Origin of the sequence: Candidatus Cryosericum hinesii (assembly GCF_003570985.1) — a bacterium.
GTDB lineage: Bacteria > Caldisericota > Caldisericia > Cryosericales > Cryosericaceae > Cryosericum > Cryosericum hinesii.
Map to the genome: position 1 here is coordinate 26,657 of NZ_QXIW01000002.1, position 20,343 is coordinate 46,999.

Here is a 20,343-nt window from a genome sequence, read left to right on the forward strand (position 1 = left end):
AGAAATTGAACACTTTCGCATACGGCTCTTCAAGAATACTGGTTAGCACACTGACAGCGAATTGCTGGAGTCCTCGAAAGCGACGTGCCAAACACGCAAGCGCTGATTGCCTACCGGTGTTCGCCTCTTCTTCTCTATGGCACAACATCACACAACCGTGATTCCGATTGTCTCCCGGCATCACGACAGCAGTGTATACGTTGAAGGAAAAGCGCTGGGGCAGAAGCCCCAGCGCTTGAATTTCAGACTCTACTGAGCCTTGTACGTGAGGTATTTCTCGGGAACTACCTGTTTAGCAGAGCCGAGGTACCCTTTGCCAAACACGTATGTGTCCTCGTAGATCAGGAAGTGATTGGTGTCCGTTTTCTTAGTATTGAGATCTGTGTAGTTCGAGGCATTCCATGCTGCGCCAGGAGTGTACTTCTCAAAGGCAGAGAGCATATCCTGCATGTTCGCAACCTTGGCCGTACCCTCGATGCAACGCTTGGCATATTCGCCGAGACCTGCTGTGGTTGTATAGCCGAGAGAGAATGCCCATGTGCCAAAACGGCCAGTCCCGCCGTCGGCGACAATTGTAGACTCGACCTTCTTGAGGATGGCTGGCCAATCACCCTGCTCAGCGCTGAGATCGATGCCGAAGGCTCCTGGATAACCCATGGTGGGCGATGGAAGGTCAGCTTCGACAAACATGCCACCGTATTTCATGACCTGTTTGAGCAACGGCTCTGTCTCAGCGTCATTGGTGCAGAAGAATGCTGTGTCCTTGCCATACTTCTGGACCCACGTCGGAACGTGCTCGAGGATGAACTGCTGAGCGCCAGCTACACCAACATCGCTGGTAGGATCAGGAGCGGTCTCAAAAAAGGTCTTGACCCCGAGATCCTTACCGGCCTGCTGCATGATGGCCCAGCGACGGCTCAGGAGCTCAATGCTCATGTGACGAGCGAATGAAATGTGGACAAAGTTCTTGGCGCCCATCTGTTTGGCTGACCAGATGATAAGATAGCCACGAGCCACGTTGTCGGCGTCAGTGACAACATCGGCCGCTGCGTCGATGACGTTGGGGTCTTCCTGCGGNNTTGACGACAATAGCCTTCATGAGCGGGTCGTCGGAAAGGCCAACAATGTCAGCGATGACCGTTTCCTGCTCAGATGAGAAGTTGTCCGGGTAGGTTATTGCCTGAATCATGCCACCGTCAGCGACAGTGCCATATTCTTTGGCAAGAGCATCGCCGCCACGAAGGTCGTCCTCACCCTGAGAGACGGTGCCTGTGACGATACCAATATGAAACTTGGCTCCAGTAGTGGTACCAGTGCCTGTTGGCGCGGTGGTCTTCTTGCAGCCTGCGAATACAACTGCGACAAGCATGAATGACAGCAAGACTGTTAGCAGTTTTTTCACTCTCTTCCTCCCCTGAAGAATTAGCTATAGTTCAGCCTGACCATATATGTAGCACAGTCGTAGCATTTTTCAAGGTATCTTCACATTGTCCTGAGGAGATTTCCAGTACTTGAGTTGAGGAACCTGTGTCCTGAGCCAAGCAAAAACCCCCGGCCGCAAGGCCAGGGGTTTTGGTGACAGACGACGAGCGAAGCAAAGCTCTAGTAGTCCGTAACAGCGAATTTTTAGGTATAATTCCCAATCTTGGTTAATCCGCTCTTTTCCATTTTGCCATCATTCACAAACAAGCAATATACAGGTGGTACTTTCTATTTGATTACAATTATCTCTTTTGTAAAATGATTGAGTACTTGAGGCCCATCTGTTCCAATCACAACGATATCTTCAATTCTCATACCAAACCTATTTTGCATATAGATACCTGGTTCTACACTAAATGCCATTCCCCTTTCTAGTATCTGTTTGTTTCCGGTCCTTATATAGGGTGCTTCATGAACGCTAATACCGATACCATGACCTGTCCTATTGAGGAAATATTGGCCATAACCTTCGCTCTTAATTATATCTCTCGATGCTTTATCCACATCTTCTGCTTTGACGCCTTGTTTTGCTGTATCTTCTCCTGCTCTATTTGCCCTTAGAACAATATCATAGACCTCCTTCTCTTCATCAGTAATCCCACCTACAAAGACTGTTCTGGAAGTATCAGAGCAATAGCCCTTATATTTACAACCCAAATCTAGAACAACTATATCCTTTTCTTGAATTACTCTTGAATCCTCACAATAATGTGGCATTGAACTATTAGGGCCTGAAGCAATAATGGGTTCAAAGGATACTCCATCAGCTCCTTTTTGCATAAATAGCTCTTCTATCTTTTGCTTAATATCTCTTTCTGTCATGCCAGGGCGAATACAACCAATGGTTTCACCCATAACTTCATCAGCCAATTTTGCAGCTTCTCTCATTTTTTCTATTTCACTTTCATCTTTTATAACTCTGAGCATCTCTAAGGGACCGTGTCCATTGACAAAGTTGGCGTCTATTCTCTCCTGAATATCTATTAAATTTATAGCTGAAATACCATTGTTGACACCAATATTCTTGCCCACCAATTTATAGCGGTTAATTGCAGTCACAACTGCATCAACAAACCCTTCATGATCTCCCCACTTAAAAATATCAACGTCATTATCAAGCCTATCCCTGATTTCTTCATATGTAAGTTCTGGTGAAATATAAAAATATCTTTTATCTGACAAGAAGAATAATGCTTGGAATCTCTCGTCGAGTTGTGGCGAATACTTCATTAAAAACTCTAAATCAACTGAAGGGCCAATCATCATAGCATCAAGGTTATTTGTGACCATTATCTCACAAAGCTTATTGGCATATGTCTTATTCAACATGTGTATTCTCCTTAGACTTATTGTTTATATGTCATAGATTCTAAAAGGAAGGGCGACAAATAGAAGTAGCCCATCAAAGGATCTCCGTGTAAAATGAAGTTACCACAACATCATTACACTCGGAGGAAACAAATATTGATCGGCTATGGCTGGCATTTATCCGTTTCCGGCAGAAAAACCCTCATAACTCCATCCGAACGGTTGCCCCAAACATAATAAGGTATAGCGGTAAAAGGGACGGGCATATAAGAAGGTTTGTCCGAACTATAGAGGGCGTCGGGGTGTTTCGTGCAAGCTGTAAATGCTGTTCCGATAACTGCTACAACATCAGCAGGTAATCCGGCCACCTCCTGCTTTTCCCGCAGAACGGCATGACTGGACAACACAACCGTGCTTAACGGCACGTCATAATCAGCGCTTTCGACGCAGTACACTACCGGACCTCTCTGTAATGTAACGCATCCGACATCCTCCAGCACAAGGGGATCTGCATATACGCGTTTGATTGGCATTTTCATAACGAACGACACAGTATCGCTGTCCTGCCAAACACGCTGAATCAGAAGATAGCCTTTTTCCCTGACACAAGTTTCTTTCTCCGAAATCTCATATTCCGAACACCAGTCCGGCACGCGGATGCGCAGGGTGAATTCAACCGGACGATCTGCGCGTAAGGTAAAAACAACCTTTCCATCCCACGGGTACCGCGTTTCCTGACGGAGAGCAAGCTGTGCGCCGCCATATGCAAAATGCACGGATGAGTCTATGAAAAGGTGCGCCGCGATTCCATCTTCTTCCGCTGTATAAATGTAGCTGCCAAGTGAAGTGTAAAGCCGGCTAAGGTTGGAGGGACAACACGCACAGTCAAACCATGAACTGCGTGTGTAATACTGTTGCTCCGAAACACCGTCTGGATTATAGTATTCCTTTGTTTCCAATGGATTCGCATAAAAAAAGCGCTGTCCATCTAACGACATGCTCGCAGCCACACTATTATATAAGGCGCGTTCCAATACGTCCGCATAGCGCGAATCACATGAAAGTCGTAACATACGTGAAGCAAAAAACACAAGTCCGACCGAGGCACAAGTCTCGCAAAAGGCTTCGTTGTTCGGTAAGTCATACGGGCGCGTGAAACCTTCGTTTTTGCTGCTGGAACCAATGCCACCCGTAACATACAGATACTGTGAGACCAGAATATTCCACAATTTCTCGCAGGCGTCCCGGAGCGATTCATCCCCTTGCACTCGCGCCAGATCTGCCATTGCGCAATACAGGTACATAGCACGCACGGCGTGTCCGACTACATCATTCTGTTCCCGCACTGGCTTATGCGCTTGAAAATATTCCAATTTCTGTATGGCCGTCGCAGATGTGCCGCGTGCTGCCGCTTCCTCTTCAAAATAATAAGGCTTTCTGCCCCGCTGCTCAATAAAATATGAGGATAATTTCAAATATCTATCGTTTCCGGTTGTTTCGTATAATTTTATGAGGGCAAGCTCAATCTCCTCGTGCCCGCAGTATCCCTTACGTTTATACAGCTCAGGCCCGAAAATGGAATCAATTAGATCGGCGTAGCGGCAGGCAATCTGCAAAAGCGAACGATTGCCTGTGGCCTTGAAATAAGCAATGGCTGCTTCCATCAAGTGGCCCGCGCAGTACAGCTCATGGCTCCACTGAACATTTGTAAACCGTTTTTCCGGTTCGACGACGGCCAAGTAGTAAGAATTTAGATAACCATCAGGCTGCTGCTGTTCCTCCAAAAGATGAATTAAATGCTGAATTTGTTGGTCAAGCTCCGCGTCATATTTTTGCCCGACGGCATAGGCGGCAGCTTCAATCCATTTCGCAATATCGCTGTCCCAAAAACGGTGTGGTTTAGGGGCCTCCCCGTCCGGTTTCCATAAAATACGAAGAGCATCGATACGACCCGTTGTCTCCATCTGTTCGTAAATCGTCCGCAAGCCAGCCACGCGGTTTGCATCCAAAATTGGTTTCCAAAATCCGTCCACAATTTCAGCGTCGATAAAGTGCGTACATGTTTTCATTATTCTTGACACCATCCCTTAAAGATATGTAGTTCAGCCTAACCAGATGTGTAACACAGTCGCAGCATTTTTCAAGGTATCTTCACATATTCCGGAGCAATAATCAGCACTTGAGTCGAGGAACATGTGTCCTGAGCCATGCAAAAACCCCGGCCGTAAGGCCGGGGTTCTGTTGACAGATGATGAGCGAAGCAGAGTTTTAGTAATCAGGGTAGGCCGGAGCAGCAGGTGCCGAACTCTCCGCCTTCGGAATGGTTGTGATCATGGCCGCCGTCGAGAGGAGCAGGCTCGCGATGCTTTCTGCATTCAGCAGCGCGAGACGTGTGACCTTCAGCGGGTCAACAATGCCACTCTTGAAGAGGTCCTCAAACTTGTTGTTGAGGGAGTTGAACCCGAGATTGTCGTCGCCCTCGAGAACCTTCTGAACCGCGATGACGCCCTCATAGCCAGAGTTGTCCGCGATGATTTTGAGCGGTTCGCGAAGTGACTTGCGGACGATCTCGGCGCCGGTCTTCTCGTCACCGGTGAGCTTGAGTCCGTCGATTCCCCTGCCTGCTTTCACCAGAGCTGCACCGCCGCCGATGATGATGCCTTCTGCCACGGCTGCCTTGGTAGCATTGACGGCGTCCTCGACTCTATGCTTGAGCTCCTTCATGGCTGTTTCGGTAGGTGCGCCGACCTTGATGATGGCGACGCCACCGGCAAGCTTTGCCAGGCGCTCCTGAAGCTTTTCCTTGTCGTAGTCCGACTTGGTCTCCTCGACCTGCTTGCGGATCTGGCCGATGCGGGACTTGATTTCTTCCTTGGTTCCCTTACCGCCTACGATGGTCGTGTTGTCTTTGTCGACTTTGACTTCGTCAGCAGAGCCAAACATGTCTTCGGTGACCTTCTCGAAGGTCAGGCCAAGGTCCTCGCTCAGGACCTTGCCACCCGTGAGGATGGCAATATCCTCGAGCATGGCCTTCCGGCGATCTCCAAAGCCGGGCGCCTTGACTGCCGCGCACGAGAACGTGCCGCGAACCTTGTTGAGCACGATTGTCGCCAAAGCTTCACCGGTAATGTCATCCGCGACAAGAAGGAATGGACGTCCCTTCACGGACAGCTTCTCGAGGACGGGCAGGAACTCCTGGATCGACGTGACTTTCTTGTCGGTGATGAAGATGAGGGGGTTCTTGAGCACGACTTCCATGCGGTCGGGGTCGGTCACGAGGTACGCAGAGATGTAGCCGCGGTCGAACTGCATACCCTCGACGGTCTCAACTTTCATTTCGAGACCCTGGGACTCTTCTACACTGATGACGCCGTCCTTGCCGACCTTCTCCATGGCGTCCGCAATTGCTTCACCGACGGTGGGCATCTTGGATGAGACAGTGGCAACCTGTGCCTTCTCTTCGCGGGTCTTGACTTGACGAGACAGCTTCTTGAGCTCTTCGAGAACAGCCGTCGTCGCTTTGTCCATGCCAGCTTTGAGTGCGACAGAGTCTGCGCCGGCAGTGACGTTCTTGATGCCTTCCTGAATCATGATCTGAGCAAGGACAGTAGCTGTGGTTGTACCGTCACCAGCCTGATCCTCAGTCTTCTGGGCAATCTCTCTGAGGAGCTGCGCTCCGATATTTTCGTTCGGATCCTGGAGTTCGATTTCTTTGGCAATGCTGACGCCGTCGTCGGACAGAACCGGCGAACCGAACTTCTTCTCGAGTGCGACATGGCGGCCCTTGGGCCCTAGCGTGACTCTGACCGTATTGGCGAGCTTATCGACGCCAGTGCGAATCTTCTCGTATGCTTCCTCATTGAAGATGATCTGTTTAGCATCCATGGTCATTCCCCCTTACTTGACGATAGCGAGGATGTCGTGCTGAGACAGCACAACGTACTCTTCTTCGTCGAGTTTGATTTCGTTGCCGCTATACTTGGAATAGACAACCCTGTCGCCTTCCTTGACCTCAAGGGGAATCCTGGTGCCATTGTCCAGCATGACGCCGGAGCCAACTGCCATGACGGTGCCCTGCTGAGGTTTTTCCTTGGCGCTGTCAGGCAGAACAATGCCACTCTTCATGGTCTCTTTGACTGTCTCCACTTTAATGACGACGTGATCACCGATTGGTACCAGCTTTGCCATATTGTCGTACCTCCTGTACTAGAAGATCTTGATAGATTAGCACTCTCTTTGCATGAGTGCTAAGCAATTATAGGAGGGCATGGTGAGCTGTCAAGTATCGGAGGGGTCTAGCGCGGTACCTCCGAGCCCCTGGACGGGGAGCAAACGGAATATCACATCAGTGTTGTACAAAAGTCGGGTTCCTGCTAAGATGACTACCCGAACATGACCTACGAAACTTGCATAGAGGTACCATTCCTGAGCCGGTGCCACCAGTCTACTGAGGGCATTGGCATCCTGCTTGGGAGCTGTCTACTGGAGACGCTTTCACAGGGGAACCGTGACTCACTGGTTGTTGGACTCATCGGTCCTCTGGGCGTCGGCAAGACGGTTCTCACACGCGCTCTCTCGGTAGCTCTCGGCGTCGATCGGGCAAGCGTCGCCAGCCCTACCTTTGTCCTGGAGCGGAATTATCTGGGCAAAGAGCCGGTGAGGCATTTTGATCTCTATCGCATCGAGGATCCTCGACAGCTGGTCGAAATGGGCTTCGAGGAAGAACTGGACAAGCGTGGCGTGACGGTAATCGAGTGGGCGGAACGGTCCGGAAGACTCCTCGAGATGTACGAGCGTATTGAGGTCCACTTCGAAGTCCTGGGTGAAGAAGCCAGACGTATTGTTCTGCGCGATTTCTACCAGCCTTCCATCATTGCGAGGTGTTTCGGTGTCGAGACAGGCATTTCTTCTCATTAACACTGCCACCGTTTCCGGGGTCGTTGGCCTTGCGCGGGGAGATGAAGTACTGGCACAGGCTTCACTGCAGCTGGCGACTGCATCCAATACCGTCGTGGCTGCGGTCGACCAGGTACTTGTGGAGGCAGGATGCACGCTCGATGAAGTGGGGAGCATTGTGTTGGTTAAGGGACCTGGAACCTTTACAGGGTCGCGGGTCGGCGCAAGCATTGCCAAGGCCATTGCCTATGCGACTCCTTGCTCGCTCCTCTCCGTCACCACACTGGAAGCAGTAGCCTGGGGTGGCTTCCTGACGAGCACAACACAAGTAACTGGCGGTCCCGTGTGGGCGCTTCTGGATGCTCGTCGTCACGAATTTTATGTACAGGAATTTTCCGTCCGTAATGGGGGAATCGTGTGTCAAGCGGACGCAGTGTGTATGGGACCGGGAGCCTTTGATACCGTCCGTGATGTGGGCGGGCTTGCCGCCTGTGCCTTCTCGCCTGCGGCAGTTCCGGAGAACCAGCGCCCACACGAACGAGAGAACGTGGCGTGGTCGTTTGACGTGTATCCAAGCTGCGCCGGCATCCTTGCGGCTTCGGTGGGCGCCCGGAGTGAAGACCCGTTCACGCTCGAGCCGCTATACCTCCGCAGCACGGAGGAATTGTTCGATCACCCGAAGGCGGCGTTGTGACGTCTGCTCCGTCAATCATCGTCCGGGCGGCGAGTGTCCGGGATCTCAAGGCTATCTGGGCGATCGAGGAAGCATCCTATGCAGCGCCCTGGCCCAAAGAGACCTTTTTCGTGGACATTACGTTCAATGCAGATGCGAAGTATTTCGTCGCTACAGTCGATAGACGCATCGTCGGATTCATTGGTGGCTGGTTCAAGGAAGGACAGCTGCACATCGTCAATGTCGCTACGCACCCTTCTTCTCGCGGATCTGGTGTGGCAAAACAGCTCGTTCTGTTTCTCCTCGACCTGGCACGGGATCTCAAGATGAGGAGCGCTTTCCTTGAGGTCCGGAGGTCCAATGTCGCAGCTCAGAAGCTCTATGAGGGGTTGGGTTTTGGAGTGACGGATCTGCGACCGATGTACTATCCTGACAATATGGAAGATGGGCTGGTCATGACAAAGGAGCTATGCAGTGCGCATACTGGGAATTGAGACATCCTGCGACGACACGGCTGCAGCTGTTGTAGATGATACGGGGCTGGTCCTGTCGTCGGTTATCTCGAGTCAGGACGCGTTTCATCGGAAGTATGACGGCATTGTTCCGGAAATTGCTTCTCGCAGGCATACCGCGACGATTATCGCCTCTGTAGATGAAGCTCTGCTCCAAGCAGGCATGCGGATCAGGGATGTAGACGGGATTGCCGTTACCTACGGGCCCGGGTTGATCGGTTCTCTTCTTGTCGGCGTGGAAACGGCAAAGGGTCTTGCATATGCCAGTGGAAAAACTCTGATTCCCGTGAATCATCTGGAGGGCCATGTGATGGCGTCCTTTCTCCGTGATCCGGCAAGCGACCTGCAGCCGCTGACGGGAGACGATTTTCCACTGCTGGCGCTTATTGTGTCCGGCGGGCACACGGAGCTGGTTTATGTCGACCGATGGCACCATTATCGAGTTCTGGGTGCAACGCGCGACGATGCGGCAGGGGAGACGCTGGATAAGTTCGCGAAGTATCTGGGACTTGGTTATCCGGGAGGGCCGGTGGTCCAGAAGATTGGCGCAACCGGGGATCCCTCGTACCACTCTTTTCCGAGAGTGACGTTCAGCCGGGGAGGGTACGAGTTCAGTTTCAGTGGCCTCAAGACTGCCGGCATCAACTATGTGAAGTCGTTGACATCCGAGGATCTCAAAGCTCATCTCCCTGACATCGTGGCAAGTTTTGAGTCTGCGGTCGTCGGCGAGCTCGCAGGCAAATCACTGCGGGCGGCTCGCAACCTCTCTCCTCGCACCCTCACCGTCGTAGGCGGTGTTGCGGCAAACAAGCGGTTGAGAGATATCTTCGCGAGGACTGGGGATGTCCGGGTCTACTTCCCGCCCATGAAGTATTGCACCGACAATGGCGCGATGATCGCCTACGCCGGGGCACGGCGGGCCATGCTGGGTGTCCGGGCAGCCATCGATCTTGATGCATGCTCCTCACTGGGAATAGAGGACAGTTCGCTGAATACCTGACGGAAGACGGCGGCATCCGGGCCGGCGTGGCGCAGTCCACACAATTGCACCAAGATCTGGGTTGCCGATAATGGAATTGGTGTGCATGCCACACGTTCGAAACGGAGGCGGGAAATGGACATTCGCGAAGAAGGGAAACCATTCAGCGCGAAAGGCACGAGCGGCGTTGGTTGTCTTGTCATGCAGGGATTCACGGGGACAGTGGGGAGCATTCGGTACTATGCAGAGCAGCTCGCAGCAAAGGGGCTTTCTGTTGAGGCTCCACGCCTGACCGGTCATGGAACCCAGTGGCAGGACGTCAACAAGGCTCACTACACAGACTGGATTCGTGACGCGGAACAGGCATATCAGTTGCTGGCCAGCCAGTGTGACAAGGTCTTTGTCACTGGACTCTCGATGGGTGGAACGCTCATCCTGTATCTTGCAGAGCACCATCCAGAGATCGCGGGTGTCATTCCTGTCAACGCGCCCGTATTCATGACGGACAAGCGCGTGCCTTTGCTGCCCATCCTCAAGCACTTGGTTGCATCGACGCCGGCGATCGCGTCTGACATCATGGAACCCGGGATCGTCGAACCCGCGTACGACAGGACGCCGACAGCCGGTACTTACGAGATGGTGAAACTGCTCGGGGTCACACGCAAGGACTTGGGACTGATTACCCAGCCCTTGCTTGTCATGCGGTCTGCGCATGATCATGTCGTTCCCCACGCATGTGCTCCGTTTATCATGGAGCATACCGCCTCCACAGACAAGGAGATGGTTCTCTTCGAGAGATCGGCGCATGTCGTGACGATGGACTATGACAAAGATGGCGTAGTTGACAGTGCGTGGAAGTTCATTCAGCGGCTCTCACACTGAACACGGACGCAGGAAGAGATAACCGTAGAAGAATAAAAGCGGATGGCCTGGTAGCCATCCGCTTTGTCATTTTGTCATCTGCATACATGGTAGCGCCGAGGAGAATTGAACTCCTGTTTGGGGATTGAGAGCCCCCCGAACTAACCACTGTTCTACAGCGCCATACTTGGCTGAGGAAGATGGATTCGAACCATCATCGGTAGCTCCAGAGGCTACTGTCCTACCGTTGGACGATTCCCCAACACAACCGAGAGTATACCAAGAACTTGCCCTGAATCAAGATGTCTGGGCGTGAAATTGCCTGGAGGAACTCAGGGATTGGTGTCTGTGGATTCCTGGATCTCGATCCCATCCTGTGTCAGGAGTTCGCGACCTTTCTCCTTGATGTTTTCGGTCTGATCGCTGATTTCCTTACCCAACTCGAAAGCCTTGTCTTTCAACAGCTTGCGTGTTTCTTCGCCACTCTGGGGGGCGAGAACCAATGCTACCAAGGCTCCGACAATGCCACCCATCAGCAGTCCGCCCATGAACGATCCACAGTCATTGCGCTCACTCATGATTTCCTCCTCAGGAAGATGGACTTGAAAATCTTGTACGCCGACACCACACTTATGGCAGTGCCCACCATTCTCGGCAGCAGGCCGCTATCTCGGCCGGAAGCTCCCGCGGGCAATACTCTCACAGCCATATCGGCAGATGCCGTGAGCTTCGTCAGCTGTCTTGTCAACTGGTCGAAGTGTTGCTCTGAAACCTGGGTCGACTGCATCAGTCTGACTGCCTCCGACTTCAGATCGTCAGCCTGTTTCTGCACGTCGACCATCGTGGCAGAAAAGCTCTTTGAGAACTCCCCAAGCTTGCGTCCAAGGACGAGGACGGCTATGGCTGCGGAGATCATACCGAGGACGATAACAATGTCTAGTACCCAGATTGCATTCATGTTCACTGGCATATGGTCACCTCCTGATCGAGTTTGTTTACAACAGTGGCAGTGGGGCTCAACCGCATGGCAACCCTGCGTGAAAGGATAATGCCGGGGATCAGCATGACGAATCCAGCCACGACAGGAAGTGCCATGGACAGGCTTCCGCTCAGTCCAGCCAAGGATGAGAATCCATAACCGCCGAACACCCCTGCCAGAAAGGCAACCAGTGGAACCCCGTACATAATCGCGGAGGCCTTGAGGATAATCGAATCGTCGAGTGACACTTCAACTAGGTCTCCCTGAGCAATTTCGGGGGAAGCAGTCGCCCTGACAGTCGGGCTGCTCTCCTTGCTGCCTATACAGAACTGGGTCAGAGAGCATGACACACATCCGTCCCGTGGCAACAATCGAATTGTGACAGCGTCTCCATGGCGCGCGATCACTAAACCTCGATCAGTCTGCATATGAATCCTGCACTCGCTCACGTATCAAGAGGCCACCCCACAAGGTCGTGCCTTGACGAAGCTTTTGAACCTGCCTAAGCAGGTGGGAGCATAAAGTTCCCTGCTTCAAGAACACTGCGAAGCGCTCGTATCCACAGGGCATCTGCTTCCGAGTGATTTGTGTTGGCTCAAACCCGTCAAGTGGTTCACGGGCATCGCAGGGTGACACAACACTATTATACTTGAAAACACAGGAAAACCAACGCAAGCCCCCGGGCATACCTGAATGCTTTCAGCTCTACTTCTGGACAGCACTGGCAAGGCAAGCGGCCACGTCAGCCAATGCTACCGTCGACTGGGAACCTGACGTCAGGTCTTTCACCGCGCAGGTGCCCGCCGCAATCTCGTCTTCACCGAGGATGAGTGCCATGCGCGCTCCCCTCTTGGATGCTCGTGCCAGTTGCTTTCCAAACCCATCCTGACGCATATCCAGATCCAGGGCCCAGCCCACGCCGGCCAAGGTGCGTCTCAACTCGAAGGCGACAGCCGAGGCTGTTTCCGAGTGAACAATGTATGCCAGGGGGATTGCCAGTGAACCAGTGAGATCGGGATAGCGCGCTGTCAGCACGGAAGTAAGGCGTTCAAGCCCAAGTCCCCAGCCGACGGCAGGAGTAGCCGGTCCTCCCAGGTGACGGATGAGATAGTCGTAGCGGCCTCCTCCCAGGAGGGCATTCTGTGCACCGAGATCCTCAGAGATAACCTCAAATACGGTCTTGGTGTAGTAGTCAAGGCCTCGGACCAGTCTGTGGTTGAGGCGATATGGAATCTTCAGAGCGTCGAGAGTCAACAGCAGGCGGTGAAAATGGTCCTCGCAGTCTGTGCACAGATAGTCCGCGGACTTTGGCAGCGACTCCAGGAGTGACGGGTCTTCGTGCTTGCAGTCGAGCACACGGAGAGGATTGTCGTTCATGCGTCTCTTGCAGTCCTCACACAGCTCGCCCTCATGTGCTGCCAGCGCAGCCCGGAGGGCGTCCTTGTAGGCGGGTCGACAGTTGTCATCGCCGATGCTGTTGATATCAACGGACAGGTGTGCCAGGCCGAGTCTTGACAGCATTGTCATGACCATGTCGATGACCTCTGCATCCTGAACTGGCGATTGCTCGCCGAGAGCCTCGACTCCGAAGCTGTGGAACTCGCGCTTGCGCCCACTCTGAGGCTGCTCATATCGGAAGAACGACCCCATGTAATAGAACTTGGCTGGAGAAGGCTGCAGATTCATCTGGTGTTCTATGTATGCGCGACACGTTGCAGCCGTGCCTTCAGGGCGCAGGACGAGATGGCGCCCCTTCTTGTCCGGAAAGGCATACATTTCCTTCTCGACAATGTCGGTGTTTTGCCCAACCGACGTGGAGAAGAGCTCCTCCATCTCGATGGTCGGAGTACGGATCTCTTCGTAGCCATAAGCTTTGGCAGTGTTAGCCATGGTTTTCTCCACATGCTGCCACAGAAGGATTTCGGGTGATGTTATGTCGCTGGTCCCCTTGACTGACTTGATCATGACGATCCTCCAAACATATATGCTAGTCAGTATAGTTGCTGGGTGCGAAAAGAAAACCGATCTGTTTGTGGGGAGGTAGCCTGGAGTGGTTGCTAACTGCGACATGTGACGAACAGCAGTCGATGCGGGAGGCATTGGGTTGCACGTGGGCGACAAGAGTATAGACTAAAAGACTTGGGCCATTTCTGAATGGTTCTGGCGATTCGAGGCAGTCTTTTCACGGGAGAGTGGATGGCACAAGTTCATGGCAGGGCTGGAGCAGCTACATACCATAAGGGCGATCGGCTCATGTACCGGGCTCTTGTTCCTATGCTGATGATGGGAGTTCTGATTTATCTCCTGTTCCGGTCGGGAGTCCAGTCCACGGGCTTCTTTGGCGCTGGAGCGGCGTGCGTCGTCGTGGCTCTGGGATTCTGGTGTGTGCGCGATGTCTTCAGTTTAGAAGCTGCTGCCGACCAGTACTATGGTGGGGCTGGCGGCGAGTACGATGTCGGCGTTGTTCTCTCACGACTACCACAGGAATTCCACGTGTTCAACGGTCTCGGCTTCTATGCAGGCGATGTCGATCATATCATCGTCGGCCCAACTGGCGTTTTCGTCGTCGAGACGAAGAACCATTCCGGCACCATCAGTCTGAGGGGCGGGTGTCTGTGCAGGAACGGCAAACTTCTGAACCACGATTTCGTGCGCCAGGCCATATCGGAAGCGATGTATGTGAAGGGACGGCTGAAACCACAGGTTCCGTGCCATGTTCGGCCTCTGGTCGTTTTTGTCAGGGCGAAGGTCCGTGTTCAAACAGCAGTCGGGGGTGTGCGGGTTGTTGCTCTTTCTTCTCTCATCGACGCCATCGTGGGTCGGGCGCCATCTTTGTCGCCCGAGGATATTCGACGGTATACAGGGCGCCTTGAGAGTCTCGACATAGCGATCGCTTCCCGACCTGCACAGGAGTCACGGCGAGCACTGAGGTTCAGCCGTAGCGTATTGCTGTCCGGGACTGCCCATCCGGGCTTTGTCCGTATCGCATTGACCAGGCGTTCCCGCTAATCAGGCGACACGGCGAAGACAAGCAGGTCCTTGAACAATGCAAGCTCCTCGCGGACTATTGCTCTTGCTCTCTGTGGGACACTGAGCCAGACAGGTGTCTCGACGGGTGGATTGGTGAATGCCTGCAGGCCGTACAGGCTTGCCAGCACCATGATTCGTGCCATGTGAAAGGGCGATGAGACCATCAGGCAAGAGGTTAGGGCGTTCCCCTGCATGTAGCGCTTGAGGTTTATCAGCGTTTGAGCTGTGGTGACACCTGCGTTATCGAATATCAGGGCGCTGCGAGGGACTCCCTGCTTGATAGCGACAGCGCCCATGACATCCGATTCACTCAGATTCGACCCCGTAGGGCCTCCGGACAGAAACAGCAGCGGAGCGCGTCCTTCACGATACAGCTGAACCGCACACAAGATGCGTGCTTCGAGCTCCGGCGATGGGCTGTTTCCCCAGACCGCAGCTCCGAACAGACAAATCACATCAGCCCGTTCAGATTGTTGTTTGTACCCATACAGGTCGATCCCCGCATAGGTCAGAGCGAGAACGGCACCTACTGCGCATATGAGAATGATGAGTGTTCGGAAGAATCGTTTCACTCCAACAGTATAGGCTGGCATTTTGGCGCCTCAAGAAGTCGTGGTCTGAACTTTTCTTGCAATGATGTGCGCGGGCAATATACTACAAACACTATGGCATCCACTGAGCGCTATGTTTCACTATACCGAAAGTACCGCCCCACCACGTTCGACGGCGTCATTGGTCAGGAGACGGTCGTACGTATTCTGAAAGGGTCGGTCGATACTGGCAGGACCTCCCACGCATACCTGTTTGCTGGTCCCAAGGGTACTGGCAAGACGACGGTAGCTCGCATACTGGCAAAAGCCCTGAACTGTGACAAGGGACCCAGCAGCCATCCCTGTATGGAATGTGAACACTGCAGAGCTATCACGTCAGGGACGGACATCGACGTCATCGAGATCGATGCTGCCAGTAACCGGGGCATCGACGAGATCAGAGACTTGCGTGAGTCCACCAGGTTTGTCCCCGCTCGCAGTCGCAAGAAGGTCTTCATCATCGATGAAGCTCATATGCTCACCGTCCAGGCATTCAACGCACTTTTGAAGACGCTCGAGGAACCGCCCGACTACGTCGTGTTCATCCTCGCAACGACAGAGCCGCAGAAACTGCCCGAGACGATCCTGTCCCGGTGTCAGCGGTTCGATTTCAAGCGGATTTCGGAAATGGCCATGTTCCAGTACCTTCAGGGCCTTCGGAACATTGAGGCTCCAAACATAACCGATGAGGCCCTTCACCAGATAGTTGCGCTCAGCGGGGGTTCGATGAGAGGCGCCATAGGTCTTGTCGACCAATTCTCCGTGTTTGGAACCGAATCAGTGTCTAGCGCGACGGTGCTGGACCTGCTGGGGCTGCCCACCGAAGAAAACATTTCCTTGCTTGTCGAGGCTCTGCTCTCTCGCGATCCGAAGGCAGTCAGCTCTGTCCTGGACCAGTTGGAACGAAGCGGAATAGAGCCTGCTGACCTGCTTGAAAGGACGATTGCCCTTATCAGTGGGTACATTCTTGACAAAGTGACGCTGCGGACTCCTAGTTCGGACAGCATTCCCAACGATCGCCTCAAGGCGTTCCCAGACGCAACTCTGGTAAACCTTGCAGCGGCCTTTGCACTAATCCAACAACAGTCAGTTTACCTGTCGGATCCGTATCCTCTTGTCCAGGCTTTCCTGCTCGCAATAGCCCTCGACCTGCCCATGGGTCTCGATCGCTCGCATGAAGAGTTCTCCCATGAAGTACAGTTCACAAGTAGTCAGCAGGATGTACCCAGGCTTGCGGTCCGGCAGATGGAGACTGTACAGAAGGCTGTTGAGGTATCCCCCGGCAGTCCTGACGAGACAGTTCCAGAAACCAGAAGCATATCCACAGGGGAACCTGCAGACCAGTGGGCGCACTTCAAGGCGCTTGTCTCTGACGCCAGCAAGCCCATCGGGGTGATGCTGCAGGCGCTCGATGTTCGCGAAGTCGGGGTCGACCAGGGCGTCTTGCGGATCGTTCTCGGTCCCAAGACCAAGTTGTTCCGTACAATGCTCGAGCAGAAGCAGGACGAAGTTCTTGTCCCAGCGGCGCGGTCCGCCTATGCAGTGGACCAAGTCAAGCTGGTCGAGGAGGGATCCCAGGAGCCTGCGCGGCAGGAAACCGTGGCAGAGGTTCCGGTGGACGACAAGCTGGAATTGCTCAAGAAGACGTTTGATGCGACGGAGTCGCTGTTCGGCTCCTGAGGTGATAGGGGAGGAGCCATATGTACAACGTCAACAATCTGATGAAGCAAGCCCAGAAGATGCAGGAAGATGCAGCACGCGCCGACCAGGAACTGCTGGATCGCAGGATATCTGCCACTTCAGGTGGAGGCGCTGTCACGGCTGTCGTCAACGGCAAGAAAGACCTCATCGGCATCACCATCCAGGTGGATTTTGATCTGGGCGACGCTGAGATGGCTGCAGATCTTGTCGTTGCTGCTGTGCGCGAAGCCCAGGTCGAAGCAGATCGTCAGGCTGAGGAGATCATGAAGAAGGTCACCGCCGGCATGCCGCACATTCCCGGACTCGGATAAGCGGTGTTCCTGCCCAAGCGTTTCATTGAGGTTTCTGCTAGGCTGGGCAATCTGCCCGGCATTGGACCGAAGGCTGCTGACAGGCTTGTCTTTTATCTACTGGACCAACCCGAGGATGATGTACGTGCCCTTGCCGAATCTTTGATGGCTGCGAAGCGCGAGATCACTTTCTGCAGACGGTGCGGCAATTTTGCTCAAGGTGATCTCTGTGAAGTGTGTCAGGATTCATCGCGAGATGCGAAATTGCTGTGTGTTGTCGAGGAGATACGTGACCTCTCTGCAATTGAGAAAACAGGGGCCTACCGTGGCCTCTACCATGTTCTGCACGGCCGGATCGACCCGATAGCTCATGTGGGACCCGGAGAACTGCAGCTAGGCCACCTTGTCGAACGCATACACCTGGACGATGTGCGCGAGGTTATTGTTGCCACAAATCCCAACTTCAACGGCGACATCACTGCGATGTACATCGCAAAGTTGCTGGCTGCATCGGAAGTGCGTGTTACGCGCATTGCCACGGGTATTCCAAAAGGGAGCGATCTGGAGTTTGCAGACATATTCACGCTGACTCAGGCTCTCGAGAAGAGGACAGACGTCCAAATCTGAAACCTCACGTTGTCGGGAACGTGTGTGGATGCAGGTCTATGGGAAAAATCGAAGTTCCTCAATTTGGTGATATAATAAACCAAGTAGAATCCATCAGAGTATCCAGCGCGCAAGAACCTTCTGCGCACAATATCGACAAAGGAGTGACACGTATGTTATGGACAATTGCTGTTATTCTCGTCGTCTTATGGCTTCTCGGTATGATTACCTCGTTTACTATGGGTGGATTGATCCACATTCTTCTGGTACTCGCGATCATTGCAGTTGTGGTAAACCTGATTAGAGGAAATAGACACGATTAGCGGGGTAGCTACCAGGAGGTAGAACAATGACCCAGCAGATGGAGACACAAGATACCAAAGCCGAAAGCAATACCTCAAAACGAATTGTTGGCGTAATCTTTGCTGTAATTGAAGTCGTTCTAGCCTTTCGCCTGATTTTCAAAGGGTTGGGAGCAAACCCGAACAATGGTTTTGTACGTGGCATCTATGGCGTCACTCAGTTTCTTGTGGGCATCTTCGAAGGTATCTTCTCCCGGGGCACTACCGCCGGCGCAGAGACCACGGCGATCTTTGAGCCTGCAACCCTCATTGTGATGGTGGTTATCGCCCTGATCGCCTGGGCTGTACTAAAACTGATGACGCCGCATACAGGAACTCGCGTGGAGAGGACCGAGACGACTGGGCACGACGTACAGGGAAAGTGAGTATCTAGTCGAGCAGATCACTGATTTGCACGAAATTGATACAGAATAACAGCCAGGCAGGTTGGCACTTTCGCCAATCTGCCTTTTTGTTGTTTATAGGTCAAATGTGTCCCGGTCCTCTAAGACGGAACACCAGACAATATAATCTCACCCCAGCGTGTGGCGCGGGGCATTGTCGAGATCGGAGCGTGTCGAGAAGTACAATCCGCTGTTGGAGATCGAGGGCGATCCTGGCGGAGCAGTCCAGTTTGCCGGCACGACCGTTTCTGCTGGTAAAGCCAACGTCAGCAGGTAGTGACGCGGGCTTGAAGGGTTTGACAAGCACCCATTTTGGCTTTATACTCAGAAACTGATTTTCATTCATCCTTAATTGCGAGGAGTCAACATGGTGGACATGGATAAACACGTTGGAACAGAAACCACAGGTGAAACGGATGGACTCTTTGAAGTGAAGAACCTGCTTGCAGCAGTCGAACAGCCTATTGTTCCAGCTGTTGACGTGGCAGAGGAAAAGACTCCAGAAGAAGCGGCCGCACCAGAGAAGGTCGAAACCGAGACCGAACAGGCCGAGGTTACAGGTGACGAGACCAATACGTCCGAACTCGAGGCGGCCCTTGTCGCAGACTTGTCGCCCAAGGCCGGATACGCGCCACGTCTGTTGCGGCGCGGGGACGTTATTGACGTCTCCGTCGTCAAGCTTGAGCGTGACGGGGTCATGGTCAATGCCGGAGGAAAGGGAGACTATTATATCCCGCTCAACCGCTTGACTATGCGTACCGATGTAGCTGTCGGCGAAATCGCGCACGTTGGCGAAACGATGAAAGTGGCCGTCGTCAAGGAAGAGGATGAACAAGGTACGGCAGTCCTCTCCAAGCTGAAGGCTGATCAGGAAGAGGTCTGGGCCGATGTCGAGAAGTACTTCGAGGAACAGACGATCGTCACTGCCAAAGTCACCAAGGCCATCAAGGGCGGCCTGCTTGTTGACATCGGTGTGCCCTGTTTCCTGCCTCAATCACAGGTTGCCAGCGACTACCGCAACAACCTGCCTTCTCTGGTTGGCCAGGACATTCCCGTCAAGGTCACTGAATTCGACAAGAGACTTCGCCGGATCATCGCCTCTCATCGTGCAGCGATGCAGGTTATCCGCCAGAAGCAGAAGAAGGAATTCTTCACAAAGATCCAGCCTGGAGATATCTATGAGGGTACTGTCAACGGTATCGCTGAGTTCGGTGCATTCGTGGACATCGGGTATGGGGTCGAAGGTCTGGTCCATCTCTCAGAGCTGACTTATGGTCGTCGCCGTCCCGTCGAGGAGATCGTCCAGAAGAAGGACAAGGTCAAGGTGAAGGTTCTCAAGGTCGACCCGGAGACGGGCAAGGTCTCGTTGAGCATCAAGCAGACGAAGCCACATCCTTGGGAAACCATCGAGGAAGACTATCCTGTAGGCATGATCCTCGAGGGGGCAGTGATTCGCATCCTGACCTTCGGAGCAATCATCGAGCTTTCAGAAGGTGTCACCGGCCTCCTGCACATTTCACAGATATCCAACGACAAGATTCGCAAGGTCGAGGATGTGTTGAACGTGGGAGACGTTGTCAAGGTTCGTGTGCTCGAGGTCCTGAAGGAAGAACGCAAGGTCAAGCTGAGCATGAAGGGCGTGGAAGGCAACGAGGGCTTGTTCGGACGTGAGCCCGGGCAGGCGACGCCGC

The 20,343-nt window shown here is 53.2% G+C and carries 22 protein-coding genes, 2 tRNA genes, 1 other RNA gene and 1 pseudogene; 13 read left to right on the forward strand and 13 right to left on the reverse strand.

Features of this window, described 5'->3' with window-relative positions; translation table 11 throughout:
• Positions 1–249 precede the first annotated feature (249 nt).
• The 5 genes and pseudogenes from SMC3_RS09850 to groES form a co-directional block, all read right to left on the reverse strand.
• A pseudogene (locus SMC3_RS09850) lies at positions 250–1,402 on the reverse strand (DUF3798 domain-containing protein).
• Between the two features lie 308 nt (positions 1,403–1,710).
• Positions 1,711–2,811, reverse strand: coding sequence for a M24 family metallopeptidase (locus SMC3_RS00255; protein WP_119089698.1), 1,101 nt, complete (start codon positions 2,809–2,811; stop codon positions 1,711–1,713).
• Between the two features lie 143 nt (positions 2,812–2,954).
• Complete coding sequence (locus tag SMC3_RS00260; protein ID WP_207799590.1) at positions 2,955–4,859, reverse strand: glycoside hydrolase family 127 protein; 1,905 nt, start codon at positions 4,857–4,859, stop codon at positions 2,955–2,957.
• 199 nt (positions 4,860–5,058) lie between these two features.
• Complete coding sequence (gene groL / locus SMC3_RS00265; RefSeq protein ID WP_119089700.1) at positions 5,059–6,675, reverse strand: chaperonin GroEL; 1,617 nt, start codon at positions 6,673–6,675, stop codon at positions 5,059–5,061.
• A 12-nt stretch (positions 6,676–6,687) separates the two neighbouring features.
• Positions 6,688–6,978 carry a co-chaperone GroES gene (gene groES, locus SMC3_RS00270; protein ID WP_119087579.1) on the reverse strand — a complete coding sequence of 97 codons (291 nt, stop codon included), beginning with the start codon at positions 6,976–6,978 and terminating at the stop codon, positions 6,688–6,690.
• A gap of 204 nt (positions 6,979–7,182) precedes the next feature.
• Between groES and tsaE the strand changes: the two genes are divergently transcribed.
• The 5 genes from tsaE to SMC3_RS00295 all read left to right on the forward strand — a co-directional run bounded on the left by tsaE (position 7,183) and on the right by SMC3_RS00295 (position 10,732).
• Complete coding sequence (gene tsaE / locus SMC3_RS00275; protein ID WP_119087578.1) at positions 7,183–7,707, forward strand: tRNA (adenosine(37)-N6)-threonylcarbamoyltransferase complex ATPase subunit type 1 TsaE; 525 nt, start codon at positions 7,183–7,185, stop codon at positions 7,705–7,707.
• Positions 7,679–8,380: a tRNA (adenosine(37)-N6)-threonylcarbamoyltransferase complex dimerization subunit type 1 TsaB gene (gene tsaB / locus SMC3_RS00280; RefSeq protein ID WP_165846468.1), complete on the forward strand. Its 702-nt coding sequence runs from the start codon at positions 7,679–7,681 to the stop codon at positions 8,378–8,380. Before tsaE ends, tsaB begins: the two co-directional genes overlap by 29 nt.
• Positions 8,377–8,853: a ribosomal protein S18-alanine N-acetyltransferase gene (rimI, locus tag SMC3_RS00285; RefSeq protein WP_165846469.1), complete on the forward strand. Its 477-nt coding sequence runs from the start codon at positions 8,377–8,379 to the stop codon at positions 8,851–8,853. Before tsaB ends, rimI begins: the two co-directional genes overlap by 4 nt.
• Positions 8,834–9,871 (forward strand): tRNA (adenosine(37)-N6)-threonylcarbamoyltransferase complex transferase subunit TsaD, encoded by a 1,038-nt coding sequence (gene tsaD, locus SMC3_RS00290; RefSeq protein WP_119087574.1) that lies wholly within the window; start codon positions 8,834–8,836, stop codon positions 9,869–9,871. The genes rimI and tsaD overlap by 20 nt, the downstream gene beginning before the upstream one ends.
• 114 nt (positions 9,872–9,985) lie before the next feature.
• Positions 9,986–10,732, forward strand: a complete 747-nt coding sequence (locus SMC3_RS00295; protein WP_119087573.1) for an alpha/beta hydrolase — start codon at positions 9,986–9,988, stop codon at positions 10,730–10,732.
• A gap of 87 nt (positions 10,733–10,819) precedes the next feature.
• Here the strand turns inward: SMC3_RS00295 and SMC3_RS00300 are convergent.
• From SMC3_RS00300 to hisS, 7 genes are all read right to left on the reverse strand, one after another.
• Positions 10,820–10,894, reverse strand: a tRNA-Glu gene (locus SMC3_RS00300).
• A gap of 5 nt (positions 10,895–10,899) precedes the next feature.
• Positions 10,900–10,973: transfer RNA gene (locus SMC3_RS00305), tRNA-Gln, on the reverse strand.
• Positions 10,974–11,043: 70 nt separating this feature from the next.
• The gene (locus tag SMC3_RS00310; protein WP_119087572.1) at positions 11,044–11,289 is read right to left on the reverse strand and encodes a YtxH domain-containing protein; all 246 of its coding nucleotides are present in this window, start codon (positions 11,287–11,289) and stop codon (positions 11,044–11,046) included.
• Positions 11,286–11,681, reverse strand: coding sequence for a hypothetical protein (locus SMC3_RS00315; protein ID WP_119087571.1), 396 nt, complete (start codon positions 11,679–11,681; stop codon positions 11,286–11,288). Before SMC3_RS00315 ends, SMC3_RS00310 begins: the two co-directional genes overlap by 4 nt.
• Complete coding sequence (locus SMC3_RS00320) at positions 11,672–12,118, reverse strand: SoxR reducing system RseC family protein (protein ID WP_119087570.1); 447 nt, start codon at positions 12,116–12,118, stop codon at positions 11,672–11,674. Before SMC3_RS00320 ends, SMC3_RS00315 begins: the two co-directional genes overlap by 10 nt.
• Positions 12,119–12,148: 30 nt before the next feature.
• Positions 12,149–12,324, reverse strand: a non-coding RNA gene (gene ssrS / locus SMC3_RS00325) — 6S RNA.
• A gap of 71 nt (positions 12,325–12,395) precedes the next feature.
• The gene (hisS, locus tag SMC3_RS00330; RefSeq protein WP_165846470.1) at positions 12,396–13,655 is read right to left on the reverse strand and encodes a histidine--tRNA ligase; all 1,260 of its coding nucleotides are present in this window, start codon (positions 13,653–13,655) and stop codon (positions 12,396–12,398) included.
• A 231-nt stretch (positions 13,656–13,886) separates the two neighbouring features.
• On the opposite strand from hisS, the gene SMC3_RS00335 reads away from it, so the two are divergent.
• Positions 13,887–14,699 (forward strand): nuclease-related domain-containing protein, encoded by an 813-nt coding sequence (locus SMC3_RS00335; RefSeq protein WP_165846471.1) that lies wholly within the window; start codon positions 13,887–13,889, stop codon positions 14,697–14,699.
• Here the strand turns inward: SMC3_RS00335 and SMC3_RS00340 are convergent.
• Complete coding sequence (locus tag SMC3_RS00340) at positions 14,696–15,313, reverse strand: YdcF family protein (RefSeq protein ID WP_119087567.1); 618 nt, start codon at positions 15,311–15,313, stop codon at positions 14,696–14,698. The two genes, SMC3_RS00335 and SMC3_RS00340, sit on opposite strands and share 4 nt — an antisense overlap.
• Positions 15,314–15,385: 72 nt before the next feature.
• Here SMC3_RS00340 and dnaX point away from each other — a divergent pair, with 72 nt between their 5' ends.
• From dnaX to SMC3_RS00375, 7 genes are all read left to right on the forward strand, one after another.
• Positions 15,386–16,990, forward strand: a complete 1,605-nt coding sequence (dnaX, locus tag SMC3_RS00345) for a DNA polymerase III subunit gamma/tau (protein ID WP_119087566.1) — start codon at positions 15,386–15,388, stop codon at positions 16,988–16,990.
• A gap of 20 nt (positions 16,991–17,010) precedes the next feature.
• Positions 17,011–17,322, forward strand: a complete 312-nt coding sequence (locus tag SMC3_RS00350) for a YbaB/EbfC family nucleoid-associated protein (RefSeq protein WP_119087565.1) — start codon at positions 17,011–17,013, stop codon at positions 17,320–17,322.
• A 3-nt stretch (positions 17,323–17,325) separates the two neighbouring features.
• Positions 17,326–17,928 carry a recombination mediator RecR gene (gene recR, locus SMC3_RS00355; protein WP_119087564.1) on the forward strand — a complete coding sequence of 201 codons (603 nt, stop codon included), beginning with the start codon at positions 17,326–17,328 and terminating at the stop codon, positions 17,926–17,928.
• Positions 17,929–18,080: 152 nt separating this feature from the next.
• Positions 18,081–18,230: a lmo0937 family membrane protein gene (locus SMC3_RS09855; RefSeq protein WP_119087582.1), complete on the forward strand. Its 150-nt coding sequence runs from the start codon at positions 18,081–18,083 to the stop codon at positions 18,228–18,230.
• 26 nt (positions 18,231–18,256) lie between these two features.
• Positions 18,257–18,634 carry a hypothetical protein gene (locus SMC3_RS00365; RefSeq protein ID WP_207799592.1) on the forward strand — a complete coding sequence of 126 codons (378 nt, stop codon included), beginning with the start codon at positions 18,257–18,259 and terminating at the stop codon, positions 18,632–18,634.
• 172 nt (positions 18,635–18,806) lie between these two features.
• Positions 18,807–18,929 carry a hypothetical protein gene (locus SMC3_RS00370; protein WP_207798906.1) on the forward strand — a complete coding sequence of 41 codons (123 nt, stop codon included), beginning with the start codon at positions 18,807–18,809 and terminating at the stop codon, positions 18,927–18,929.
• A gap of 99 nt (positions 18,930–19,028) precedes the next feature.
• The coding region (locus SMC3_RS00375) for a 30S ribosomal protein S1 (protein ID WP_165846473.1) at positions 19,029–20,343 on the forward strand (1,315 nt) is incomplete at its 3' end.